Raw genomic sequence first — 23,109 nt, 5'->3', positions numbered from 1 at the left:
GGATTGTCACTAAAATGGTAACGCTTACATTAGCGGGCCTGCATGGACAAGAGGATAATTGATGCCTGACTTTTTCTCTTTTATCAACGAAATACTCTGGGGCTCGGTAATGATTTATCTGTTACTGGGCGCCGGCATTTGGTTTACCTGGCAAACGAAATACGTGCAGTTTCGCTATGTCCGCCAGTTTGGGAAAAGTCTAAAAAAGAGCCTCCTGCCACAACCCGATGGACTGACCGCTTTTCAGGCCCTGTGTACCAGCCTCGCCGCCCGCGTAGGTAGCGGTAACCTGGTCGGCGTGGCGCTGGCTATCTCGGCGGGCGGGCCCGGCGCCATTTTCTGGATGTGGGTTTCCGCCCTGCTTGGCATGGCCAGTAGCTTTGCCGAATGCTCCCTCGCCCAGCTCTATAAAGAGCGCGATGCGCAGGGGCAATTCCGTGGAGGCCCGGCCTGGTACATGTCCCGAGGCCTGGGAATGCGCTGGATGGGGGTGATGTTCTCTATTCTGCTGCTGTTGGCCTATGCCGTTATTTTTAATACCGTGCAGGCCAACTCGGTCGCCCATGCCATGTCCTATGCCTTCGGACTTCCTTCCGTACTGACCGGTGGGGCGCTCGCCGTGCTGACGCTGCTGGTGATAATGCGCGGTTTACGAGGCGTGGCGCGGCTGATGCAGTGGGTTGTGCCGCTGATGGCCCTGCTGTGGGTTGCCGCCAGCCTGCTCATTGGTCTGTGGCATATCACGGCGCTGCCGGCTATTTTCGACACCATCTTCCGTTGCGCATTCGGCTGGCAGGAAGCCGCCGCCGGCGCGGTGGGGTACACCATCAGCCAGGCGCTCACCAGCGGTTTTCAGCGCGGTATGTTCTCGAACGAAGCCGGGATGGGCTCGACCCCTAACGCTGCAGCCGCCGCCGCTTCATGGCCACCGCATCCGGCGGCCCAGGGGATCGTGCAGATGATCGGCGTCTTCATCGATACAATTGTCATCTGTACCGCCAGCGCGGTGATTATTATGCTGGCCCCGCCGTCAGAGGTGGAAAATAGCACCCACGGCATTCAGGCGATACAGCACGCCATGACCGGCATTGTCGGCAGCGGCGGCGCGGGTTTTGTGGCAATCATCGTCTTGTTTTTCGCCTTCAGCTCGATCGTAGCAAACTATATTTACGCCGAAAATAACCTTATCTTTCTGCGTCTTAACCGCCACTGCCATATCTGGGCGCTGCGAATAGTCACCATACTGATGGTCCTCAGCGGCACGCTGGTCGGTATGCCGGTCGTCTGGCAGTTGGCGGATACCATCATGGCGCTGATGGCCATTACTAACCTGACCGCCATTTTACTGCTATCACCCACGGTGCGGATCCTCGCTGGCGACTATCTCCGTCAGCGGCGACTGGGCGTGCAGCCGACTTTTGACGCCACGCGATACCCGGAAATCAATCAGCAGCTGGCGCCCGGCACCTGGAATGACCTGCCGCATGAATAATGCGGCAATCGCAGCTATCGATCCCTCCGTGACCTTTTTTTGTTAAAGTCACAGATAAAACTCCTGCAAGGACTGGATATGCTGATTCTTATTTCACCGGCAAAAACGCTCGATTACCAAAGCCCGCTGACGACATCGCGCTACACGCAGCCTGAACTGCTGGAATACTCCCAGCAGCTGATCGGCATCGCGCGCCAGCTCTCTGCACCGCAGATCGGCAAGCTGATGAGTATCAGCGATAAGCTGGCGGACCTCAACGCCACCCGTTTTCACGACTGGCATCCGGACTTTACGCCGAAAAACGCCCGCCAGGCGATTCTGGCCTTTAAAGGTGACGTCTACACCGGGCTGCAGGCGGAAACCCTCAGCGAAGCCGATTTTGATTTCGCCCAGCAGCATTTGCGCATGCTTTCCGGCCTGTATGGCGTGCTGCGCCCGCTGGATCTGATGCAGCCCTATCGCCTGGAAATGGGGATAAAACTGGAGAACGCCAAAGGCAAAGATCTCTACCAGTTCTGGGGGGACGTGATTACCAATACGCTGAATCAGGCGCTGCAAGCCCAGGGCGATGACATCGTGATTAACCTGGCCTCTGACGAATACTTCAGGTCGGTCAAAACAAAACAGCTGCAGGGCACGTTGATTAAGCCGGTGTTCCTCGATGAGAAAAACGGCCAGTTTAAAGTGATCAGCTTCTACGCGAAGAAGGCTCGCGGTTTAATGAGCCGCTATATCATCGAGAACCGCCTGAGCCATCCGGAGCAGCTTACCCGCTTCGACAGCGAAGGTTACTTCTATGATGCCGATGCTTCCGGCGCAGGTGAGATAGTCTTTAAGCGCCACGAACGTTAATCCTCTCCCCGGCCACCGAACGGTAGGCCGGGGAGAGCACATTAGTGATGATGCCAGTCGCGATCCGGGCCGCGCCCGCGATCGTGGTCATCATGGCGATCGTGGTCATAGCGACGATCGTCATGCGGGCGCCAGTGGTTATCACGCCAGTCGTAATGACGCCCCCACCATTCGTGGTCGCGCCAGTGGCCGCCATCCCAGTAGTTTCCGTGATTGTCGCGATCGCCGATTTGCAGTTTAATGGCCGGCACCAGCGTAATTTCAGATGCGTGAACCACAGCAGGAGCCACCAGCGACATCGAAAGCGCAAGGATCACAGACTTCAGTGTAGACATAGGTTTCCCCTTTCTTAACGGTCCCCTCGATGGGGCGATAACAAAAGATTAACCTCGCGCAACACCGCACGTTATTCTCCGCAATCCTAATCTTTGCGCGCCGGCATTTAATGGTCATTCATCCATTTTTTCTGCCACTTATCTGCATAATTCCTCCTTTTTCGTCCATAAAAAAACCGGGCGCTGAGGCCCGGTTTGCGAACATCGCACAACGATAATCGCCGTTATGCTTTGCCCATCATCAGCTGACGCAGCGCGGCGAAATCGGCCGGCAGATTATGCGACAGCAGCGGCAGATCAGCGCGGTCGGCCAGCGCTTTTGGCAGCGGCAGCGTCTCCTGCAGGATCTCTTCCACGCTTTCCTTAAACTTAGCCGGATGCGCGGTGCCGAGGAACAGACCGTATTCACCCGGTTGCAGCTGGTCACGCAGTGCACGATATGCAATCGCCGCATGCGGTTCCGAGGTATAGCCAATGGCTTGCAGCTCACGCATGGTCGATTTCGTGGTTTCATCATCCACCGCCGCGTAGCCCAGTTCATTGAGACGCCAGACTTTACGACGGAACAGCTCTTCCACACGCGGCCAGTTGTTAGGCTGGCTGACGTCCATGGCGTTGGACAGCGTCGCCTGCGTTGCTTTTGGCGCCCACTCTCCGTCCTGCAGGAAGCGTGGCACCGTGTCATTGGCGTTGGTCGCTGCGATAAAGCGTTTGATCGGCAGACCTAATGACTTCGCCAGCAGACCGGCAGTCAGGTCACCAAAGTTACCGCTCGGCACCGAAATCACCAGTTGGTTGCGCGCGTCCTGCGGCAGTTGGGCCACCGCTTCGAAGTAGTAGCAAATTTGCGCCAGCAGACGGCTAATGTTGATGGAGTTCGCCGAATTTAAGCCCAGAGCCAGCTTCAGCTCTTCATCGTCAAAGGCCTGTTTCACCAGCGCCTGGCAGGCATCGAAGTCGCCATCGATGGCCACGGTTTCGATATTACCGCCCAGGGTGCAGAACAGTTTTTCCTGCAGCGGGCTGATCTTGCCGCGCGGATAGAGAATCACGACTTTCACATTCGGCAGACCGTAAAACGCGTGCGCAACCGCAGCGCCGGTATCACCTGAAGTTGCCGTCAGAATGGTAACCGGTTTGTCGCCGGCGATTTGGGTCAGCATCTGCGCCATAAAGCGGCCGCCGAAATCCTTAAACGCCAGGGTCGGACCGTGGAACAGCTCCAGACAGCCAATATCATCCTGCACCTTGCTAACCGGCGCCGGGAAGGTGAATGCCGCCGCGATACGCGCTTTCAGCACATCCTGCGGGATCTCATCGCCAATAAACGCCGAGAGAATTTTGGCGCTGCGGGAGACCAAATCCATCTCCAGCATGTCGTCGATGTCAGTCAGGCTAAATTCCGGCAGATCGTGCGGGAAGAACAGCCCCTGTTGCTTGCCAAGCCCCTGCGTGATGGCCTGCGCAAAGCTGACCTGTTCGTTATGATCTTTTAAGTTATAGAGTTTCATTGGTTTCCCACTACGCGTGCGCCCGCCGTGTCCAGCCGGCAAATATGAACGAAGCCTTCTTGATTCTGCAGATAATGTGTCGCCAGCCAGTCGGCAACGCGTTGCGCGGTTTCTGGCTTATCACACAGCGCAAACAGCGTTGGGCCTGAGCCAGAGATGCCGCACGCCTGCGCGCCGATCTCCATCGCCGCCTGTCGCGCTTCGCTGAAGCCCGGCAGCAGTTTGGTACGATACGGTTCGGCAATCACATCTTTCATCAATTTCGCTGCCAGCTGCGGCTGGCGGGTATAGCAGGCATGAATAAAGCCCGCCAGGTGGCGACCGTGAGCAATACAGTCCTGGCGACGATACTGCGCCGGGAGTATTGCACGCGCTTCCGCCGTCGAGACTTTGATCCCCGGATAGGCCAGCACCCACAGCCATTCGTCAAAACCGGGAACCTGCTGGCTGATGATGCCATTCTCTTCAATCATCAGCTGCATCCCGCCCAGGTAGCACGGTGCGACGTTGTCATAGTGAATACTGCCGGAAATACGCCCTTCCATCTCGCCCATCAGCGCCAGCATGCGCGTTTCATTCAGCGGTTTGCCGCAGAATTCATTCATCGCCACCAGCGCGGCAACGACGGAGCAGGCGCTGGAACCCAGGCCTGAACCGATCGGCATGTTTTTTTCCAGCACCATCGAAACCGGTACGTTTTTACCGATCTCCTGGCAGAAGCGCTCCCAGCACTGGTAAACAATATTCTCCTGCGGAGCGGTTGGCAGCTTGCTGGCAAAGCGGCCAACGTTTTGCAGACTGAAGCGGTCTGCCGCCTCAACCGAAACGTTATCCCCCAGCAGCGTACCATCGACTGGCGTTACCGCCGCGCCCAGCACATCAAACCCGACGCTCATATTGGCACTGGAAGCCGGGGCATATACTTTGACCATCTTAAACTCCTAACTTCCATGACAGGGTGCGCAGCAGATCGGCAAACACACCGGCCGCCGTAACATCGTTACCCGCACCATAGCCGCGCAGCACCAGCGGCAGTGGCTGATAATAATGGCTGTAAAAGGCCAGAGCGTTCTCACCGTTTTTCACTTTAAACAGCGGGTCGTTACCATCAACCGCGGCAATTTTTACCCGACAGGTGCCATCCTCTTCGATGTTACCGACGTAACGCAACACTTTACCTTCATCACGCGCTTTGGCGACGCGCGAGGCAAATTCGTCATCGAGTAAAGGCAGACGCGCCATAAAGCTCTCGACGTCGCCGCTGGCATCAAATTGCACGGGCAACACCGGCTCGATGACAATATCCGACAGCTCCAGCTCACGACCCGTCTCACGGGCCAGGATCAGCAGCTTACGGGCTACGTCGACGCCAGAAAGATCGTCACGCGGGTCGGGTTCGGTATAGCCCATCTCACGCGCCAGCCCCGTCGCTTCAGAGAGATTCATCCCCTCATCAAGCTTACCGAAGATAAACGACAGCGAACCAGAAAGAATGCCGGAAAAGTGCAGCAATTCATCGCCGGCGTTCAGCAGATTCTGCAGGTTTTCAATGACCGGCAGACCCGCGCCCACGTTTGTATCGTAGAGAAACTTGCGGCGTGAGCTGCTGGCAGCATGACGCAACTGATGATAGTAATCCAGCGAGGACGTATTGGCCTTTTTGTTTGGCGTGACGACGTGGAAACCTTCGCGCAGGAAGTCGGCGTATTGATCGGCAACCGCCTGGCTGGAGGTACAATCGACAATTACCGGATTCAGCAGGTGATACTCTTTGACCAGACGAATCAAGCGGCCCAGATTCAGCGACTCTTTCGCTTCAGCAAGCTCCGCACGCCAGTTTTCGAGGTTCAGGCCATGCACATTGGTCAGCAAGGCCTGTGAATTGGCCACGCCGCAAACGCGCAGATCGATATGTTTGTTCTTCAGCCAGCCCTGCTGGCGCTTGATTTGCTCAATCAGCGCGCCGCCAACGCCGCCGACGCCGATAACAAAGACCTCAATGACCTGATCGGTGTTAAACAGCATCTGGTGGGTCACACGCACCCCGGTGGTGGCATCATCATTGCTGACCACCACGGAAATCGAGCGCTCTGACGACCCTTGGGCAATCGCTACGATATTGATATTCGCGCGAGCCAACGCCGCGAAGAACTTCGCGGAGATCCCGCGCAGCGTACGCATACCGTCACCCACAACGGAGATAATCGCCAGACGATCCATGATCGACAGCGGTTCCAGCTGTCCCTCTTTCAGCTCCAGATAGAACTCATCTTCCATCACTCGCTTGGCGCGTGCACAGTCGCTCTGCGGCACGCAGAAGCTGATGCTGTATTCTGAAGAGGATTGGGTAATCAGGACCACGGAAATCCCGGCACGGGACATCGTTGCGAAGACGCGGGCGGCCATACCGACCATGCCTTTCATCCCCGGACCGGAGACGTTGAACATCGCCATATTATTGAGGTTGGAGATGCCTTTCACAGGCAGACCGTCTTCATCGACGCTGGCACCTATCAGCGTGCCTGGCGCCTGCGGGTTGCCGGTGTTTTTGATAAGGCACGGGATCTGGAACTGAGCGATAGGGGCAATGGTACGCGGGTGCAACACTTTCGCGCCGAAGTAAGACAGCTCCATCGCTTCCTGATAGGACATCGATTTCAGCAAACGGGCGTCGGGCACCTGACGCGGATCGCAAGTATATACCCCGTCAACATCGGTCCAGATTTCGCAGCAGTCAGCGCGCAGGCAGGCGGCCAGCACGGCGGCAGAGTAGTCTGAGCCATTCCGCCCTAGCACCACCAGCTCGCCTTTCTCATTGCCAGCGGTAAACCCGGCCATCAGGACCATGTGGTCAGAGGGGATTTGGCTGGCGGTGATACGACGGGTAGATTCCGCGATATCGACGGTAGATTCGAGGTAATGACCGACAGCCAGCAGTTTTTCAACAGGGTTGATCACGGTAACTTTGTGGCCACGGGCTTCGAGCAGGCCCGCCATCACGGCGATCGATAACTTCTCACCGCGGCAAATCAGCGCGGCATTAACGCTATCCGGGCACTGGCCGAGCAAGCTGATCCCATGCAGAACATGTTTAATCTGGGCAAATTCCTGGGCGACAAACCCTTTCAGCTGTGCCAGCGGGAACCCCGGCTGCGCGTCGGCGAGGCCCTGCAGCAGTTCAGCAAAAATGCGTTCAGCGTCAGCGATATTGGTGAGCGCGTCCTGACCACCGATGGTTTTTTCAATCATCGCGACCAGATGGTTGGTAATTTTCGCCGGGGCAGACAGGACGGTTGCTACCTGCCCCTGCCTGGCATTGCTCTCCAGAATATCGGCAACCCGCAGAAAACGTTCTGCATTTGCCACTGATGTACCGCCGAACTTCAACACGCGCATGGTTGTTACCCCTAGATTTTTTGTCGAAAAAAAAGCCCGCACTGTTCAGGTGCGGGCTTTTTTCTTTGTTTCCTTTACGCGTCAGCCCGCACCGTTACCTGTGGTAATGGTGATGGTGATAATGGTTGTCATCATGCTGATGCGTTTCATGGATGTTGTGTGCTCTGTCATTGTTATCTGTCTGTGTCCTGCCTATATTGGTTAAAGTATCTGCCGGTCTAAGTCAACGAATTTCTACATTTCACCCTTTCAGACACATCCGGGCAATGCGCCACAACGACCTGATAAAACATCCTGATCCGCCAACTTTCACCGTTTCAGATCGGCATGTATCACCATAATCAAAACTTATATCAGAGCTTTATTCTGGAAGGTTTTTTTCAATATCGTGCAGTAATCGGTGCAACATTGCCGTATCGCGCTGCTGCAAAAGCCCGATCCGCTGCTGCAACCAGTCGGTCAGTTTGACGTCCTCAGCAACCCCCAGTCGGATCAATAATTCGAGCGCCCGCAGACGTAATGCCTGGAGCTGATTATCATCGATACTGGCGGGAACGACCGACGCCTGCTGCAGCAAAGTGGTCAATTGATAGCAGTAGACCATCACCGATTGCCCTAAGTTAAGCGACGGATAGTCCGCCACCATCGGCACCCCGGTCAGCACATCCGCCAGCGCCAGTTCATCGTTGGTCAGCCCGGAATCCTCGCGGCCGAATACCAGCGCCGCATGGTTCATCCACTGCGCTTTTTCCTCCATTAACGGCAGCAGTTGCTGCGGTGTGGCGTAGTAATGGAAACGCGCCCGACTGCGTGCCGTCGTCGCAACGGTGAAGTCGACATCATGCAATGCCTGTTCAAGCGTTGGGTAGGTGCTGATATTATCGAGAATATCGCCGGAACCATGTGCAACCCAGCGTGCCGCAGGTTGCAGATGGGCTTCGCTGTCGACAATACGCATGTCGCTAAAGCCCATCGTTTTCATCGCGCGTGCCGCCGCGCCGACATTTTCTGCCCTGGCCGGGGCCACCAATATGATAGATATGCGCATTGTGGTCTCTTCTACTCTCATACGTCGCGTAAATGAAAATCATCCCATTTTACGCGTCGAAAATTTACAAAATTGCAACAAAAATCACTAAAATTGCCGTTGATTACCGTTAAAAAAGCCTAAACTATTTCCATCAAACCACGACCCGAGGTATGTTAACAGAACGCATTTATCCATATGTTTGCCAATGATATTTAGCGTAGCGCCTTCGAGCAGACATTAGATTCAACATATTTATTAATTTACCAACGTAACCATTTGAGCCGTGTAAAATTTGTGACTATAAATCGCATTTCAACACGATGATTTCACAACACTGTTAACGTGCTACAATTGAATTTGATATATGTCAACGAAGCGTAGTTTTATTGGGTGTTCAGCCTCTCTTAGCCTGTTATATTGCTGTTAAAATGGTTAGGATAACAGCCGTTTTTGACACCGTCGGGTCCAGAGGGAAAGTACCCACGACCAAGCTAATGATGTTGTTGACGTTGATGGAAAGTGCATCAAGAACGCAATTACGTACTTTAGTCATGTTACGCCGGACATGTTAATTTGCGACATGTACCAGGCAGGTCAGGGACTTTGGTACTTCCTGTTTCGATTTAGTTGGCAATTTAGGTAGCAAACATGCAGACCCCGCACATTCTTATCGTTGAAGACGAGTTGGTAACACGCAACACGTTAAAAAGTATTTTCGAAGCAGAAGGTTACGATGTGTTCGAAGCCACCGATGGCGCGGAAATGCATCAGATCCTGTCTGAAAATGATATCAACCTGGTGATCATGGATATTAACCTGCCAGGTAAAAATGGTCTCCTGCTGGCGCGTGAACTGCGTGAACAGGCTGACGTCGCGCTGATGTTCCTTACCGGTCGTGACAACGAAGTTGATAAGATTCTTGGCCTCGAAATCGGCGCAGATGACTATATCACTAAACCGTTTAACCCTCGTGAACTGACAATTCGCGCACGCAACCTTCTCTCCCGCACCATGAATCTGGGCACCGTGAGTGAAGAACGTCGTAGCGTAGAAAGCTACAAGTTCAACGGATGGGAACTGGATATCAACAGCCGTTCGCTGGTCAGCCCGCAGGGCGAACAGTACAAGCTGCCGCGCAGTGAGTTCCGCGCAATGCTGCATTTCTGCGAAAACCCAGGAAAAATTCAGTCTCGTGCTGAACTGCTGAAGAAAATGACCGGTCGTGAGCTGAAGCCACATGACCGTACCGTAGACGTAACCATCCGTCGTATTCGTAAGCATTTTGAATCTATTCCGGATACACCGGAAATCATCGCCACCATTCACGGTGAAGGTTACCGCTTCTGTGGCGACCTGCAGGAATAAGACAGTATTATAGAAAACGGCGCTTCGGCGCCGTTTTCTATTTACAAATAATCAGCTTTATCGCTAGCGACAGCGCTGTCTATCACGCTCCCTGCCGTCAATGCGCCTCAGCACCCCACGGCATGATCGGCACGGCGCTAATGGCATTTTTCGGCGAACCATCGACCACTTTATCCGAATAGCTCATGTAGACCAGCGCATGACGTTTACTGTCGTAAAAGCGGACTACCTGCAGTTTTTTAAACACCAGAGAAGTACGTTTCTGGAATACCACACTCCCCTCGGATTTGCCGTTTTTGATTTTGTCGTTCAGTTCAATTGGGCCAACCTGCTGGCAAGAAATTGCCGCGTCAGAGGTGTCTTCCGCCAGCCCGAGGCCGCCCTTGATCCCACCGGTCTTCGCCCGGCTGATATAGCATGTCACGTTCTGAACATCGGGATCGTCAAACGCTTCTACGACGATCTTATGATCGGGACCAAAAAATTTGAATACGGTATCCACGGATCCAATTTGTTCCGCATGAACAACCTGAGACCCCGCCAGTAACAGCAGCCCAGCAACTAACTTCTTGTATTTCATATTGTTACCATTGTATTAAAATTTCACTAAATAAAGATCGTCGACTCAGCAGAAAATATTTAAAGATCACAACGTTACAAATAAAAGTATAACTCTCGCCGATAAATCGCATTTATAAGCAAAAAAAACACTGAATGCTAAAAGATCAAAAAATGCTATTATCCGCTACCTTAGTAGCAGGCACCTGAGTTTATGGATGAGGACATTTTATGGATCAAGCAGGGATTATTCGCGATCTCCTTAGCTGGCTGGAAGGTCATCTCGATCAGCCACTTTCACTGGATAATGTGGCGGCCAAGGCGGGTTATTCCAAGTGGCATTTGCAAAGAATGTTTAAGGACGTAACCGGCCATGCCATCGGTGCTTATATCCGCGCTCGTCGTTTATCAAAATCAGCAGTCGCCCTGCGCCTGACAGCCCGCCCTATTCTCGACATTGCGCTGCAGTATCGCTTTGATTCACAACAAACATTCACCCGTGCGTTTAAAAAGCAGTTTTCTTTAACGCCTGCGCTGTACCGTCGCTCGCCGGACTGGAGCTCTTACGGAATGCGCCCGCCGCTGCGTCTGGGTGAGTTCACCATGCCGAAGCATGAATTCGTCACGCTAAGCAACACACCGCTGTTGGGCGTAACCCAGAGCTACACCTGCAAGCTGGAGGAGATCTCCGACTTCCGCAGCCAGATGCGCGTGCAGTTCTGGCGCGATTTCCTCGGCAATTCACCGTCGATTCCGCCAACGCTATACGGTCTGCATGAACCGCGACCGAGCCTCGAGAAAGACGATGAGCAGGAGGTTTTCTATACCACTGCGCTGACACCAGAAATGGCCAACGGTCACCTGCAAAACTCCCACCCGGTCATGCTGGAAGGCGGCGAGTATGTGATGTTCACCTACGAAGGCTTAGGCACCGGCTTACAGGATTTCATCCTGACAGTTTATGGCACCTGCATGCCAATGCTGAACCTGACTCGTCGCAAAGGTCTGGATATCGAGCGCTTTTTCCCTGAGGATGACAACCGGGACCAGGAAACGCCGATTCAACTGCGTTGTGAATACCTGATCCCAATTCGTCGTTAACGCTGCAGCTCATCCATGGCGGGGGCGTCAAGATGCGAAATATCCCCCGCCGTCTCCACCACCCAGCCAGGCGCCAGCCACAGGCTCTCTTGATAATCCACACGAGAAATAGAGCAGTTACGCAGGCGTAGACGACGCTCTGCATGCGCCGGTAGCCCGAGGATAGTGCTCACCAGACAGCCCAGCGCAATACCGTGACTGACCAGCAGCGGACGACTTCCGGCAGGCAGCTCCAGACAGGCGGCCAGTGCCGCGTGCATGCGCTCGCTCAGCTCCTGCATTGATTCACCCTGCGGAATGCGACCATCCGGGGTTCCGTCGACCAGACGACGGCGCCATGTCTCTTCTTCCACGCTTAGTGAATCGATATGGCGCTTCTCAAGCACCCCCATATCCAGTTCACGCAGCCGCGAATCCAGAACAACATCACAGCCGCAGGCTTCTGCGATAATTTCTGCCGTCCGGCGCGTACGCCCCAAATCACTGGCAATGATATGCGTGATGTTCAGCGTTCTGGCGCGCTCACCGACCTGCCAGGCCTGTCGCTCACCGTGGGGGGTTAACGGGCTATCTGACTGGCCCTGAATGCGCCTTTCGGCGTTCCACTGCGTTTCGCCATGGCGAACAAGGTGTACCTGTAACATGCTATTTTTCCGTTCTGTGCTCTTCATAATTTCGGCTGCAGGTCTCTCACGCTGCAACGAAAACGATTTGGAGTATACCCGTCATACTTCAAGCGGCATAAGCGTTGGCTTCACCCGCGCCCCCCGGTCACTTACCAATGCAAGCTCCTGGGGATTTGCGGCCTTGCCGCCTTTGTGCAACTTGAATTATTTAGGGTATATACTACGACGACGTAAATTTATTCTGAGTCGTTTGATTATGCACCATGTTGTCTCAGCTACCACTAATCCCGCCAAAATTCGCGCAATTCAACAGGCTTTTAACGAGATCTTCGGCGAAGGATCCTGCCACATTGAGTCCGTCTCCGTCGAGAGCGGTGTGCCCGAACAGCCCTTTGGTAATGAGGAAACGCGCGCTGGCGCACGAAACAGGGTCGCCAATGCCCGTGCAGCACAGCCAGATGCTGACTACTGGGTGGCGATTGAAGCAGGGATCGACGATGGCAGCACGTTCAGTTGGGTGGTGATTGAGGATCGTCATCAGCGCGGAGAAGCGCGATCGGCAACGTTGCCATTGCCCGCCGTCATTCTGGAAAAAGTCCGCGCTGGCGAAGCGTTAGGACCGGTGATGTCGCAACAGACCGGCATTGATGAGATTGGCCGTAAAGAAGGGGCTATAGGCGTCTTTACCGCAGGTAAACTCACCCGCAGCAGCGTCTATCACCAGGCGGTGGTGCTGGCACTCAGCCCGTTCCATAACCTTATTTACCGTTAACGTTCAGCAGCGCCTGCTCCAGCCATTGTCGCAGCTCGGGCGGCGCCGATTTTAAGCTGTTGGAACCGCGTGTAATGGTGGCAATCCCGGCGCCAAGCTCGCTTTTCAGCTCCCGCTGGCTCATTTCTCCACGCAGCAACTCTTCAATGATGCGCACACGAGTGCCCAGCGCTTCACGCTCGTCCGGGGTCAGCATCAGCTGCAGTAAAGGCAGATGCAAATCGTCTGTGTACGCCTGCTGAAGCAGGGCAACGAAGCGCAGCCATTCCTGATGACGCTGTTCGGCCACAGCCGTTGAATAAGGGGATTGTTGGGTCATGTTACGCCGCCTTGTTGGAACAGGCGACCATGGCCGCCTGTCGATGTACTCACTAACGAGTACAAAGCATAACATACTCCGCTCAATACTCTATGGATTTCGCGCCATCCACCGGCAGCAGGCCGGATACATGACGCGAAACCTCAGGGTATCAGTAGCGCTGTTTCCACTCCGCGTCGCTCAGCATCGGGGCCGTTTGCCCCATAAAGTAACGGTAGTAGGCATCATAGGACAGCACGTTCTTCACGTAGCCACGGGTTTCCGAGAAAGGAATACTCTCGACAAACGCCACCGCATCAATGCGCCCGGCGCTGTTGCCCTGCCAGGTGCGAACTCTTCCCGGGCCGGCGTTGTAGGCCGCGGAAGCGTAGATACGGTTATTGCCGAACTGCTGGTAAACATATTGCAGATAGCTGGTACCAATATTGATATTGGTTTCCGGATCCAACAGCTGCGACGGACTGCTGTAGCCAGGGATGTTAAACATACTGACCGTGTGGGTCGCCGTCCCCGGCATGATTTGCATCAGGCCGCTGGCACCAACCGGTGAACGGACTTTTGGGTTCCACGCACTCTCCTGGCGAGCGATCGCCATCGCATAGCTTTGGGGGATATCTTTGCCACTGATGTAACGAGAGAACAGATCGTTGTAGGCCAACGGGAAACGCTCTTCCAGCTGATCCCAAAGTTTTCCGGCGATCGTCGCCTGGACGCTAAGATCCCACCAGTGCTGGTTGAACGCGTAGCGCGCCAGCTGCGCCTGCTGATCTTTGGTCCGGCTGGTCACCAGGTTCGCCCACTCGCTACGCGCGGTGTTGTCCATGTTCCAGTACATCAGCTCACGTACCCGGGCCATTTCCGGTCCGGATGTCAACGCGGGATCGAGATTCGCCGGGGCTTTATCGATGCGGAAGACGAAATCCTCTCCCAGACGCTGGGCGGCAATCATCGGGTAGAAACCGCGCTGCTGCATCAATGAATGGAGGATCGCTTTCGCCTCGTCGTCGCGCCCGCGCTCCATCAGCAGATCCGCCTGCCAGTAACGCCACTCATCTTTCTCTTTCGCTTCCATCGGCAAGCGGGCCAGCCAGGTGTTTAACCCATGACGATCCCCGGCCCCCAGCGCCATTCGCACCCGACGCTCCACCAGCGAGGTGGACTGCGAGCGCATAATGGCATCATCGCGCCAGATAGCTTGCTCTTCGGTGACATCATTGCCCATCAGACGCCAGGCGACGATATCTCGCAGTTCCTGGGTTTGATCGTCATTAAGCTGCTGCGCCTGCACCAACGACGGGATCATCAGGCGGGCATTTTCGGCATCCTGACGGGCCACGCTGGCAAAGGCTACCGCCGCCATTTGGCGAGTGAAATCCGTCGCTCCGGTAGTACGGGCAAAGGTCATCACGGTATTGGGATCGTTTGCCAGCGCGACAACCGCTGACGAAATGGTCTGATATTCCGGCGGCATCTGCTGCGCCAGCACCCTCACCAGAGCGGTATTTCCAGCCTTCATGGCCAGACGGATACGCTCGAGGTACGCCAGCGGATCCTGCTTCCCGGAGGCACGCCAGGCGCTAAACAGCACGTCACACGCATTAGGCTGGCTTTTACCGGTCAGCCACAGCGTTTTCGCGCCATCCCAGGCTTCCTGCGTCTGGCCCACGCTCAGCTTCGCGTAGTAGTAATTACACTGGGCTTCGGTGCTGGTTGGTTTATCAGGGCTGAACGCCAGCAGCCCGCTCCAGTCGGTGCGGCGCGCCAGTTCATTGACGAAGCGTGATTTCAGCGAGCGAGCCGGCGGCAGCGTCGGGTTCGCCTCAATAAAGTTTTTCACCACCAGCGTTGGCTGGTTCATCAAATCGTCAGTTATCTGCCGGTACTGCAGATAGGGGTATAGCGGATAGCTCGCCAGCGTCGGCATCAACTGTTCGACCACGGACATCTGCCGGCTGTCCCACGCCTGTTTAATTTGAGCATAGCGGTTGCGCTGTTCATCCAGTGAGTCCGCATGCACCAGTTGACTGAACGTCAGCAGACTGATGCTGGCCGCCAGAAGACGCCATGCCATTGTTTTGGCTTTTTCCACAAGCTCTTCCCCTATTTAAGTACATCTGTTTACATCAGAGCAGCATCGTGCCGCGTGTAAAATATCCCGCTGTCGCATATAGATATGCTAACCAGACAACGCCAAACGTGCCACGTCCTGGACATTTTTTTACGCTTCTGTGAATCCTATCGCCTCTCTGGGATTACCGTGCGAAAAAGGCTACACTTCGCCTTTGAAAACTATTCACTACTCTACTCAACATCATTCTGACTGCATCAGGGCGGCAACAGAGGAATTCCCAGGGAGCATAGCTAACTATGTGACCGGCGTTTCAGATGTCGCCAACACCGAGGCAGCCTGAAGGATAACGAGTATATAAAAGAGGCGAAGTCCAACGTGGCTCAATTCGTTTATACCATGCATCGTGTCGGCAAAGTGGTTCCGCCGAAACGTCATATTCTGAAAAATATCTCTCTGAGCTTCTTCCCTGGCGCGAAGATCGGTGTTCTCGGTCTGAACGGTGCAGGTAAGTCTACCCTGCTACGCATTATGGCCGGCATCGATACCGATATCGAAGGTGAAGCCCGCCCACAGCCTGGCCTGAAGATTGGCTATCTGCCGCAGGAACCACAGCTGAACCCGGAGCAAACCGTTCGTGAGTCCGTGGAAGAAGCGGTCTCCGAAGTGGTTAACGCACTGAAAGGGCTGGATGAGGTGTACGCGAGGTATGCTGAGCCGGATGCCGACTTCGATAAACTCGCCGCGCAACAAGGCAAGTTTGAAGAGATCATTCAGGCTCACGATGGTCATAACCTGAACGTTCAGCTGGAGCGTGCGGCTGATGCGCTACGCCTGCCGGACTGGGATGCGAAAATCGCCACCCTGTCGGGTGGTGAACGCCGCCGCGTGGCGCTGTGCCGCCTGCTGCTGGAAAAACCAGACATGCTGCTGCTCGACGAACCGACCAACCACCTGGATGCCGAATCCGTGGCCTGGCTGGAACGCTTCCTGCACGATTTCGAAGGAACCGTTGTGGCGATTACCCACGACCGTTACTTCCTCGACAACGTCGCCGGCTGGATCCTCGAGCTGGACCGTGGCGAAGGTATTCCGTGGGAAGGCAACTACTCCTCCTGGCTGGAGCAGAAAGATCAGCGTCTGGCTCAGGAAGCGTCTCAGGAAGCGGCCCGCCGTAAATCCATTGAGAAAGAGCTGGAGTGGGTACGCCAGGGCGCGAAAGGCCGTCAGTCGAAGGGCAAAGCCCGTCTGGCGCGCTTTGAAGAGCTTAACAACGTGGAATACCAGAAGCGTAACGAAACCAACGAACTGTTTATTCCACCTGGAGCCCGTCTGGGGGACAAAGTCGTTGAAGTCAGCAACCTGCGTAAGTCTTACGGCGACCGCGTGCTGATTGACGATCTGACCTTCTCTGTACCGAAAGGCGCGATTGTCGGGATTATCGGGCCGAACGGCGCCGGTAAATCTACGCTGTTCCGCATGATGTCCGGTCAGGAACAGCCTGATGCCGGTTCAATCACCCTGGGTGAAACCGTGAAGCTGGCATCTGTCGATCAGTTCCGTGACGCGATGGATAACAGCAAAACCGTGTGGGAAGAAGTCTCCGGCGGTCTGGATATCATGAAGATTGGCAACACCGAGATGCCAAGCCGTGCCTACGTCGGGCGCTTTAACTTTAAGGGTGTCGATCAGGGTAAACGCGTGGGTGAACTCTCCGGCGGTGAGCGCGGTCGTCTGCACCTCGCGAAGCTGCTGCAGGTTGGCGGCAACGTACTGCTGCTCGATGAACCGACCAACGACCTGGATATCGAAACCCTGCGCGCGTTAGAAAACGCCCTGTTAGAGTTCCCGGGCTGTGCGATGGTTATCTCGCACGACCGTTGGTTCCTCGACCGTATCGCGACCCACATTCTGGATTACCAGGATGAAGGTAAAGTTGAATTCTTCGAAGGTAACTTTACCGAATACGAAGAGTACAAGAAACGCACCCTCGGCGCCGATGCGCTGGAGCCAAAGCGAATCAAGTACAAGCGTATCGCGAAGTAATAAAAACGGGTGGCAAATGCCACCCGTTTTTTTTCACCCCGGCTCACCCATGAGCTGCTTCACCAGATCGACACAGCGCAGGAAGCGCGCATCGTAGTCCGATTCCTTCACATGCACGAAGTCGATCTCATTCTCTTTAAGCAACGATATCAACAGCGTCTGGAACTCTTTGCGATCCACCGAGCTCCCCAGACTGCGCAGGCCATCGGCCACCCACGGCGTGTTGTTCTCCAGCAGGATCACCAGGTCGAAGCGGTACTCGTCGATCAGCGCCTGAACAAAAGGATGCTCGCGCCCTTCATACTTCAGACAAAATGCCTGAGTGCTGACAAAATCCGTATCGATAAACGCTACTTTATTGGCATATTTTACTGCAAAATCAATATACTGTGCATGACCCAAGGCGATTTTGTCATAGTCAGAATACTGTAACGCCATCTCATCGCCGCCCAGATGCGAAAACACATAATCGCGGCCATATTCCCAGGCGCTGGTGGTGTTGAAAATATTGGCGAGCTTGTTCACCAGCGTCGATTTCCCGCTCGATTCGCCGCCGAGGATCGCCACCGTGCGCACAAAGAACGGCTTCACTTCGGTCGGGATATATTCCCAGTAGCGGAAGGGGTTTTCACGAATCTGCCCGCCGCTGATGCTCATGAAGGTACGCTTCGGATCGATCAAGACGGTTTCAATTCCCAGATGCTCGAGATACTGCGCCGCATCGCCCTCCTCCGAGGTATAGATCCAGTTGGGCTCAATGCCTTTTTCATCCATAAAGGCGCGGATCCCATGACTCCAGACGTCCCAGCCGTGCGGATAAGGCTCCATCCCCTCTTCATTGAAGGCGTGGATACGAATGTTTTTTTGGTATTTAAAGGTCTGCAGCAACCAGCGCAGACGGTCGGGCACGGTCGGCTGCTGCGACATCGCGCTCTTTTCAAACAACTCGCGGTCACGGGGATCGTCGTAGCCCATGATGATATGCAGTTCATCCACCTGGCTACAAGCGCGCTGGATAAGATAGATATGTCCGGTGTGCAGCGGATAAAATTTGCCAAACACCACGCCTACGCTCTTTTGCCGGCGCGGGAATTCAAGCCCCAGAAAACGGTGTAGCGCTTCCAGCTTCTGCGCGCTGGGGCTTTTGATTTTGGCATTCAGCAATTGGCTCAAATAGCCTTTGGTCATTCCGCTGGCTTCCGCAACCTGCTGCAGTGTACAGCCCTTCTGCTTTATGGCGGTTTTGAGATAGTCGAACGATGACACAAGAGCCTCCTGCTTTAGCAAAAATAAAGAAAATACCCGAGGCGTTTCGGCCTGGCTGGAGGGCAGCGGCGGGTGAATCGGGCGCGAGGTAAACTCAGTCACTCGGAAAAACGAACGCCGCCTGTGCCTCAGCCGCCGGAAAGGCGACGGGTATTTAATTATAAGTCGTCAAACACACTTAGTGCGTCTGAAAGCTTTTTCACACCAAAGATTTGCATCCCTTCCGGTGCTTTTTTCGGCACGTTGGCTGCCGGAACAATGGCACGGCGAAAACCGTGTTTTGCCGCTTCGGAAATACGCTCCTGGCCGCTCGGCACCGGGCGGATTTCGCCGGACAACCCCACCTCGCCAAACACGACCAGATCGTGCGGCAGCGGGCGATCGCGCAGGCTGGAGACCATCGCCAGCAGCAGTGCCAGGTCGGCGCTGGTTTCCGCGACCTTGACTCCGCCTACGACGTTCACAAACACGTCCTGGTCAGCCATTTGCAAACCACCATGGCGATGCAGTACCGCCAGCAAAATCGCCAGACGGTTCTGCTCCAGCCCCACCGCCACGCGGCGCGGGTTGGACATCATCGAGTGATCGACCAGCGCCTGGATCTCCACCAGCAGCGGACGGGTGCCTTCCCAGACCACCATCACCGAGCTGCCGGAAGTCACTTCATCGCCCCGGCTAAGGAAAATTGCCGACGGATTGCTGATTTCACGCAACCCTTGTTCGGTCATCGCGAAGACACCTAACTCATTCACCGCGCCAAAACGGTTTTTATGGCTGCGTAAAGTACGAAAGCGTGAGTCGGCATCACCATCCAGCAGTACCGAACAGTCGATACAGTGCTCCAGCACCTTCGGCCCGGCCAGCGAGCCGTCTTTGGTCACATGGCCAACCATGATAATCGCCACATCGCGGGTTTTGGCAAACCGGGTCAGATAGGCGGCCGTTTCACGCACCTGAGCGACGCTGCCCGGCGACGACTGCACGTCAGCCATATGCATCACCTGGATCGAGTCGATCACCATCAGCTGCGGCTTTTCGTCATCGGCTATCTGGCAGATTTGCTCAATGCTGGTTTCCGAGAGCATATTGAGATTGGCCGTCGGCAGCCCCAGACGATGCGCGCGCATCGCCACCTGCTGCAGCGACTCTTCCCCGGTGACATACAGCGTTTTCATACTTTCAGACAACCGACACAGCGTCTGCAACAGCAGCGTTGATTTACCGGCGCCAGGGCTGCCGCCAATCAGAATCGCGCTGCCTGGCACTACGCCGCCGCCCAAAACGCGGTCGAACTCTTTAAAACCGGTGGAGAAACGCGGAAGCGCCTCAAGGCTGATCTCCGACAGTTTTTGCACTTTCGACACGCCGGCATTCCCGGCGTAGCCCGTCAGACGCTCGTTTCTCGCCACCTGCGGCGAAGCGGCAATGCGCATCTCGGTGATGGTATTCCAGGCCTGGCAGGCGCTGCACTGCCCCTGCCAGCGCGGGTAATCCGCACCACATTCATTACAGACAAATGCGCGTTTTGGAGCTTTCGCCACGTGTTACCTCTTACTTTTGATTCATGCTGCCCGAGAGGATACAGAAGACCCCCATCAGATCGGCGTGACGGATTGTCACTTCCGACAGCTCGTTCACTTTTGGCTTGGCATGATAGGCGATCCCCAGCCCCGCCGCCTTGATCATCGGCAGATCGTTGGCGCCATCGCCAATTGCCACGGTTTGCGTGGGCTGGATTTCATATTTTTCCGCCAGTTTCTTCAGGGTCGCAGCTTTGTATTTCGCATCGACGATATCGCCGATGACGTTGCCGGTCAGCTTGCCGTCCATGATCTCCAGCTCGTTGGCAACCACGGTATCAAGATGCAGCTTATCGCGCAGGTATTCGGCAAAGAAGGTGAAGCCGCCGGAGGCAATCGCCACTTTCCAGCCCAGCGTTTCGAGTTTCAGCACCAGCTGGGTCAGGCCCGGCATCAGCGGCAGCGACTCACGGACCTGCAGTAAAATACCGGCGTCGGCATCTTTCAGGGTTGCTACGCGCTGGCGCAGGCTGGCGGTGAAATCCAGCTCGCCGCGCATCGCGCGTTCGGTCACTTCCGACACCAGTTCACCGGTGCCGGCCAACTTAGCGATTTCGTCGATACATTCGATCTGAATCGCCGTTGAGTCCATGTCCATCACCAGCAGCCCCGGAGTGCGCAGATGAGGGATTTTGCCTAAGGGCGCGACATCCAGCCCCGCATCGTGAGCCAGCCGGGTTGCCCGTTGCGTCAGGGAGCCCGCCAGACGAATCACCTGATAGTCGTCGACCGCCCAGGAAGCCACAATCACCAACGCTGCCCCCAGTTCACGCTGCCAGTCCGTCAGACGGCGTTTATCCAGGCCGCGTCCGTACAGCAGCCAGCCGCTACGTCCGGCGTGATAATCCAGCGGCATGACCTCATCACCGCTCAGCGAAAGCGGTAATCCAGGCCACAGGGAAACATCTTCGGGCAGATCGCACCAGGTCAAACTGTTTGGCATTACGGCTCCACATTTCTTTATTCAAGCCAGGAAAATAACGCATGAGGCTACCTTGTAACCAGCGCTTCTGGCAACATTAAGCTGTAAATATTAAAGGTGGAATATGGTACGCGCAAAACTGAAATTCCGACTGCATCGCGCGGTCATTGTTCTTATCTGTCTCGCGCTGCTCGTTGCTCTGATGCAGGGCGCGTCGTGGTTCAGCCAGAACAGCCAAAAGCAACGTAATCCACAGTTAGAAGAACTGGCTCGCACCCTTGCGCAGCAGGTTACTCTGAATCTGGCGCCGCTTATGCGTAGCGAAACGCCTGATGAAAAACGTATCGGCCAGTTGCTGGGGCAGCTCACCCGGCAAAGCCGGATCCTTGATGCCGGCGTCTATGACGATCAGGGCGATCTGGTTGCGCGCGCTGGCGAAGGCGTTAATGTTCGCGATCGGCTGGCGCTCGATGGCAAAAAAGCGGGCGGCTACTTCAATCAGCAAATCGTGGAACCGATTGAAGGCAAAAACGGCCCGCTCGGCTACCTGCGCCTGACGCTGGACACCCACACCTTAGCCACCGAGGCAAAACAGGTGGATAATACCACCAACATTTTACGCCTGATGCTCCTGCTCTCGCTGGCTATCGGCGTGGTGCTGACCCGTACCCTGCTGCAGGGTAAACGCACCCGCTGGCAACAATCTCCCTTCCTGCTGACCGCGAATAAGCCGGTACAGGACGAAGACAAAGATGAATCAGAATAAGGAAATCGCTGATGTCGACGCTCCGTTTACTGCTCTCAGACTCCACGGATCCGTGGTTTAACCTCGCGGTCGAGGAGTGTATTTTCCGTCAGATGCCCGCCACTCAACGGGTACTGTTCCTGTGGCGCAACGCCGACACGGTGGTGATTGGGCGGGCGCAAAACCCGTGGAAAGAGTGCAACACCCGCCGTATGGAAGAGGATAACGTGCGCCTGGCCCGTCGCAGCAGCGGCGGCGGCGCGGTATTCCATGACCTGGGCAATACCTGTTTTACCTTTATGGCCGGCAAACCGGAGTACGACAAAACCGTCTCCACCGGAATTGTGCTGGCCGCCCTCAACGCACTTGGCGTTACGGCAGAAGCATCCGGGCGCAATGACCTGGTGGTGAAAACTGCCGAAGGGGATCGTAAAGTCTCCGGCTCCGCCTACCGCGAAACCATCGACCGCGGCTTTCACCACGGTACGCTACTGTTGAATGCCGATTTGAGCCGTCTGGCCAATTACCTCAACCCGGACCAGAAAAAGCTTCAGGCAAAAGGCATTGCCTCGGTTCGGGGACGGGTGGCAAACCTGGTCGAACTGCTGCCGGGCGTCACCCACCAGCAGGTGTGTACCGCAATTGAAGAGGCCTTTTTCGAACACTACGGCGAACGCGTCGCCGCCGAAGTCATTTCACCGGATAAGGCCCCGGATCTGCCGAATTTTGCCGACACTTTCGCACGCCAGAGCAGCTGGGCATGGAATTTTGGCCAGGCTCCCGCCTTCTCCCATCTGCTGGATGAACGTTTCGTCTGGGGCGGCGTCGAGCTACATTTCGACGTTGAGAAGGGGCACATCACCCGAGCTCAGGTCTTTACCGATAGCCTGAATCCGGCCCCGCTGGAGGCGCTGGCTGAGCGATTACAGGGCTGCGCGTATCGGGCCGAGGTATTGCAACAGACGTGCGAAACATTGCGAGAAGCATTTCCGGAGCAGGAAAAAGAGCTACGTGAGCTGGGCACATGGATCGCGGGGGCGGTGCGGTAGTACTGGCAGGTGACGTTCCCGCGACCGCGCCAGGCGCGCCGCGGGAAATACCGTCCCTCTCCCACGGAGAGGGACG

General features: G+C 55.5%; 22 protein-coding genes and 1 other annotated feature. Of the genes, 8 read left to right on the top strand and 14 right to left on the bottom strand.

All coding sequences use genetic code 11. The annotated features are described in order from the left end of the window. Positions 1–61 precede the first annotated feature (61 nt). Together ACMYSO_RS17485 and yaaA are read left to right on the top strand one after the other, a co-directional pair. Positions 62–1,492, top strand: coding sequence for an alanine/glycine:cation symporter family protein (locus tag ACMYSO_RS17485; protein ID WP_434666339.1), 1,431 nt, complete (start codon positions 62–64; stop codon positions 1,490–1,492). Between the two features lie 78 nt (positions 1,493–1,570). Beyond that, the gene (gene yaaA / locus ACMYSO_RS17480) at positions 1,571–2,344 is read left to right on the top strand and encodes a peroxide stress protein YaaA (protein ID WP_434666337.1); all 774 of its coding nucleotides are present in this window, start codon (positions 1,571–1,573) and stop codon (positions 2,342–2,344) included. A 41-nt stretch (positions 2,345–2,385) separates the two neighbouring features. Here yaaA and ACMYSO_RS17475 read toward each other — a convergent pair whose 3' ends face one another. The 7 genes from ACMYSO_RS17475 to yjjY form a co-directional block, all read right to left on the bottom strand. Next, entirely contained in the window at positions 2,386–2,679 is a 294-nt protein-coding gene (locus tag ACMYSO_RS17475) for a DUF2502 domain-containing protein (protein WP_434666334.1), read from the bottom strand. A 224-nt stretch (positions 2,680–2,903) separates the two neighbouring features. Beyond that, positions 2,904–4,190: a threonine synthase gene (gene thrC / locus ACMYSO_RS17470; protein WP_434666332.1), complete on the bottom strand. Its 1,287-nt coding sequence runs from the start codon at positions 4,188–4,190 to the stop codon at positions 2,904–2,906. After that, positions 4,187–5,122, bottom strand: a complete 936-nt coding sequence (gene thrB, locus ACMYSO_RS17465) for a homoserine kinase (RefSeq protein WP_434666330.1) — start codon at positions 5,120–5,122, stop codon at positions 4,187–4,189. Before thrB ends, thrC begins: the two co-directional genes overlap by 4 nt. Before the next feature lies 1 nt (position 5,123). Further along, entirely contained in the window at positions 5,124–7,586 is a 2,463-nt protein-coding gene (thrA, locus tag ACMYSO_RS17460) for a bifunctional aspartate kinase/homoserine dehydrogenase I (RefSeq protein ID WP_434666327.1), read from the bottom strand. 25 nt (positions 7,587–7,611) lie between these two features. Beyond that, positions 7,612–7,729 (bottom strand) — a sequence feature (Thr leader region). Next, complete coding sequence (gene thrL / locus ACMYSO_RS17455) at positions 7,668–7,736, bottom strand: thr operon leader peptide (RefSeq protein WP_071824685.1); 69 nt, start codon at positions 7,734–7,736, stop codon at positions 7,668–7,670. Its footprint overlaps the feature before it by 62 nt. Before the next feature lie 211 nt (positions 7,737–7,947). Beyond that, positions 7,948–8,634 carry a tRNA/rRNA methyltransferase gene (locus ACMYSO_RS17450; protein WP_434666324.1) on the bottom strand — a complete coding sequence of 229 codons (687 nt, stop codon included), beginning with the start codon at positions 8,632–8,634 and terminating at the stop codon, positions 7,948–7,950. A 394-nt stretch (positions 8,635–9,028) separates the two neighbouring features. Beyond that, positions 9,029–9,169, bottom strand: a complete 141-nt coding sequence (yjjY, locus tag ACMYSO_RS17445; protein ID WP_049268126.1) for a protein YjjY — start codon at positions 9,167–9,169, stop codon at positions 9,029–9,031. A gap of 95 nt (positions 9,170–9,264) precedes the next feature. Here yjjY and arcA point away from each other — a divergent pair, with 95 nt between their 5' ends. Then, complete coding sequence (gene arcA / locus ACMYSO_RS17440; protein ID WP_123757587.1) at positions 9,265–9,981, top strand: two-component system response regulator ArcA; 717 nt, start codon at positions 9,265–9,267, stop codon at positions 9,979–9,981. Positions 9,982–10,078: 97 nt separating this feature from the next. Here the strand turns inward: arcA and creA are convergent, their stop codons facing one another. Further along, positions 10,079–10,561, bottom strand: coding sequence for a protein CreA (gene creA / locus ACMYSO_RS17435; protein ID WP_434666321.1), 483 nt, complete (start codon positions 10,559–10,561; stop codon positions 10,079–10,081). 209 nt (positions 10,562–10,770) lie between these two features. Between creA and robA the strand changes: the two genes are divergently transcribed. Further along, complete coding sequence (gene robA, locus ACMYSO_RS17430; protein WP_434666319.1) at positions 10,771–11,640, top strand: MDR efflux pump AcrAB transcriptional activator RobA; 870 nt, start codon at positions 10,771–10,773, stop codon at positions 11,638–11,640. On the opposite strand, the gene gpmB is transcribed toward robA, so the two are convergent. Continuing rightward, positions 11,637–12,284 carry a 2,3-diphosphoglycerate-dependent phosphoglycerate mutase GpmB gene (gpmB, locus tag ACMYSO_RS17425; protein ID WP_434666317.1) on the bottom strand — a complete coding sequence of 216 codons (648 nt, stop codon included), beginning with the start codon at positions 12,282–12,284 and terminating at the stop codon, positions 11,637–11,639. The two genes, robA and gpmB, sit on opposite strands and share 4 nt — an antisense overlap. A 238-nt stretch (positions 12,285–12,522) precedes the next feature. Here gpmB and yjjX point away from each other — a divergent pair, with 238 nt between their 5' ends. After that, positions 12,523–13,038, top strand: coding sequence for an inosine/xanthosine triphosphatase (yjjX, locus tag ACMYSO_RS17420; protein ID WP_434666314.1), 516 nt, complete (start codon positions 12,523–12,525; stop codon positions 13,036–13,038). Here yjjX and trpR read toward each other — a convergent pair. Further along, positions 13,025–13,357: a trp operon repressor gene (gene trpR / locus ACMYSO_RS17415; protein ID WP_434666311.1), complete on the bottom strand. Its 333-nt coding sequence runs from the start codon at positions 13,355–13,357 to the stop codon at positions 13,025–13,027. The two genes, yjjX and trpR, sit on opposite strands and share 14 nt — an antisense overlap. A gap of 151 nt (positions 13,358–13,508) precedes the next feature. Beyond that, positions 13,509–15,446: a murein transglycosylase gene (gene sltY / locus ACMYSO_RS17410; RefSeq protein WP_434666308.1), complete on the bottom strand. Its 1,938-nt coding sequence runs from the start codon at positions 15,444–15,446 to the stop codon at positions 13,509–13,511. A 357-nt stretch (positions 15,447–15,803) separates the two neighbouring features. Between sltY and ettA the strand changes: the two genes are divergently transcribed. Beyond that, positions 15,804–17,471 carry an energy-dependent translational throttle protein EttA gene (gene ettA / locus ACMYSO_RS17405; protein WP_434666306.1) on the top strand — a complete coding sequence of 556 codons (1,668 nt, stop codon included), beginning with the start codon at positions 15,804–15,806 and terminating at the stop codon, positions 17,469–17,471. Between the two features lie 33 nt (positions 17,472–17,504). On the opposite strand, the gene nadR is transcribed toward ettA, so the two are convergent. Genes nadR through serB form a run of 3 tightly spaced genes read right to left on the bottom strand, consistent with a single transcriptional unit; the run spans position 17,505 to position 21,260 of the window. Beyond that, on the bottom strand, positions 17,505–18,839 hold the full coding sequence (gene nadR, locus ACMYSO_RS17400) for a multifunctional transcriptional regulator/nicotinamide-nucleotide adenylyltransferase/ribosylnicotinamide kinase NadR (protein ID WP_434666304.1): 1,335 nt from the start codon (positions 18,837–18,839) through the stop codon (positions 17,505–17,507). Positions 18,840–18,895: 56 nt separating this feature from the next. Further along, on the bottom strand, positions 18,896–20,278 hold the full coding sequence (gene radA / locus ACMYSO_RS17395; RefSeq protein WP_434586433.1) for a DNA repair protein RadA: 1,383 nt from the start codon (positions 20,276–20,278) through the stop codon (positions 18,896–18,898). 10 nt (positions 20,279–20,288) lie between these two features. After that, positions 20,289–21,260 carry a phosphoserine phosphatase gene (gene serB / locus ACMYSO_RS17390; RefSeq protein WP_434666301.1) on the bottom strand — a complete coding sequence of 324 codons (972 nt, stop codon included), beginning with the start codon at positions 21,258–21,260 and terminating at the stop codon, positions 20,289–20,291. A gap of 103 nt (positions 21,261–21,363) precedes the next feature. On the opposite strand from serB, the gene ACMYSO_RS17385 reads away from it, so the two are divergent. Then, positions 21,364–22,005, top strand: a complete 642-nt coding sequence (locus ACMYSO_RS17385) for a YtjB family periplasmic protein (protein WP_434666299.1) — start codon at positions 21,364–21,366, stop codon at positions 22,003–22,005. 11 nt (positions 22,006–22,016) lie between these two features. Next, entirely contained in the window at positions 22,017–23,033 is a 1,017-nt protein-coding gene (gene lplA / locus ACMYSO_RS17380; protein ID WP_434666296.1) for a lipoate--protein ligase LplA, read from the top strand. The last annotated feature ends 76 nt before the right edge of the window (positions 23,034–23,109 follow it).

Source organism: Klebsiella sp. B345 (assembly GCF_051131735.1).
Lineage (GTDB): Bacteria > Pseudomonadota > Gammaproteobacteria > Enterobacterales > Enterobacteriaceae > Klebsiella.
Note: the sequence above shows the minus strand (reverse complement) of the source record. Positions and strands in the feature narration are given on the sequence as shown.

Bases quoted from the DNA above. Each gene is read 5' to 3' on its own strand.
- gpmB (WP_434666317.1), bottom strand. From the start codon at position 12,284: ATGTTACAGGTACACCTTGTTCGCCATGGCGAAACGCAGTGGAACGCC.
- thrB (WP_434666330.1), bottom strand. From the start codon at position 5,122: ATGGTCAAAGTATATGCCCCGGCTTCCAGTGCCAATATGAGCGTCGGG.
- ACMYSO_RS17485 (WP_434666339.1), top strand. From the start codon at position 62: ATGCCTGACTTTTTCTCTTTTATCAACGAAATACTCTGGGGCTCGGTA.
- robA (WP_434666319.1), top strand. From the start codon at position 10,771: ATGGATCAAGCAGGGATTATTCGCGATCTCCTTAGCTGGCTGGAAGGT.
- trpR (WP_434666311.1), bottom strand. From the start codon at position 13,357: ATGACCCAACAATCCCCTTATTCAACGGCTGTGGCCGAACAGCGTCAT.
- lplA (WP_434666296.1), top strand. From the start codon at position 22,017: ATGTCGACGCTCCGTTTACTGCTCTCAGACTCCACGGATCCGTGGTTT.
- serB (WP_434666301.1), bottom strand. From the start codon at position 21,260: ATGCCAAACAGTTTGACCTGGTGCGATCTGCCCGAAGATGTTTCCCTG.
- yaaA (WP_434666337.1), top strand. From the start codon at position 1,571: ATGCTGATTCTTATTTCACCGGCAAAAACGCTCGATTACCAAAGCCCG.
- arcA (WP_123757587.1), top strand. From the start codon at position 9,265: ATGCAGACCCCGCACATTCTTATCGTTGAAGACGAGTTGGTAACACGC.
- creA (WP_434666321.1), bottom strand. From the start codon at position 10,561: ATGAAATACAAGAAGTTAGTTGCTGGGCTGCTGTTACTGGCGGGGTCT.
- ACMYSO_RS17450 (WP_434666324.1), bottom strand. From the start codon at position 8,634: ATGCGCATATCTATCATATTGGTGGCCCCGGCCAGGGCAGAAAATGTC.
- thrA (WP_434666327.1), bottom strand. From the start codon at position 7,586: ATGCGCGTGTTGAAGTTCGGCGGTACATCAGTGGCAAATGCAGAACGT.
- yjjX (WP_434666314.1), top strand. From the start codon at position 12,523: ATGCACCATGTTGTCTCAGCTACCACTAATCCCGCCAAAATTCGCGCA.
- yjjY (WP_049268126.1), bottom strand. From the start codon at position 9,169: ATGACTAAAGTACGTAATTGCGTTCTTGATGCACTTTCCATCAACGTC.
- ACMYSO_RS17475 (WP_434666334.1), bottom strand. From the start codon at position 2,679: ATGTCTACACTGAAGTCTGTGATCCTTGCGCTTTCGATGTCGCTGGTG.
- thrC (WP_434666332.1), bottom strand. From the start codon at position 4,190: ATGAAACTCTATAACTTAAAAGATCATAACGAACAGGTCAGCTTTGCG.
- ACMYSO_RS17385 (WP_434666299.1), top strand. From the start codon at position 21,364: ATGGTACGCGCAAAACTGAAATTCCGACTGCATCGCGCGGTCATTGTT.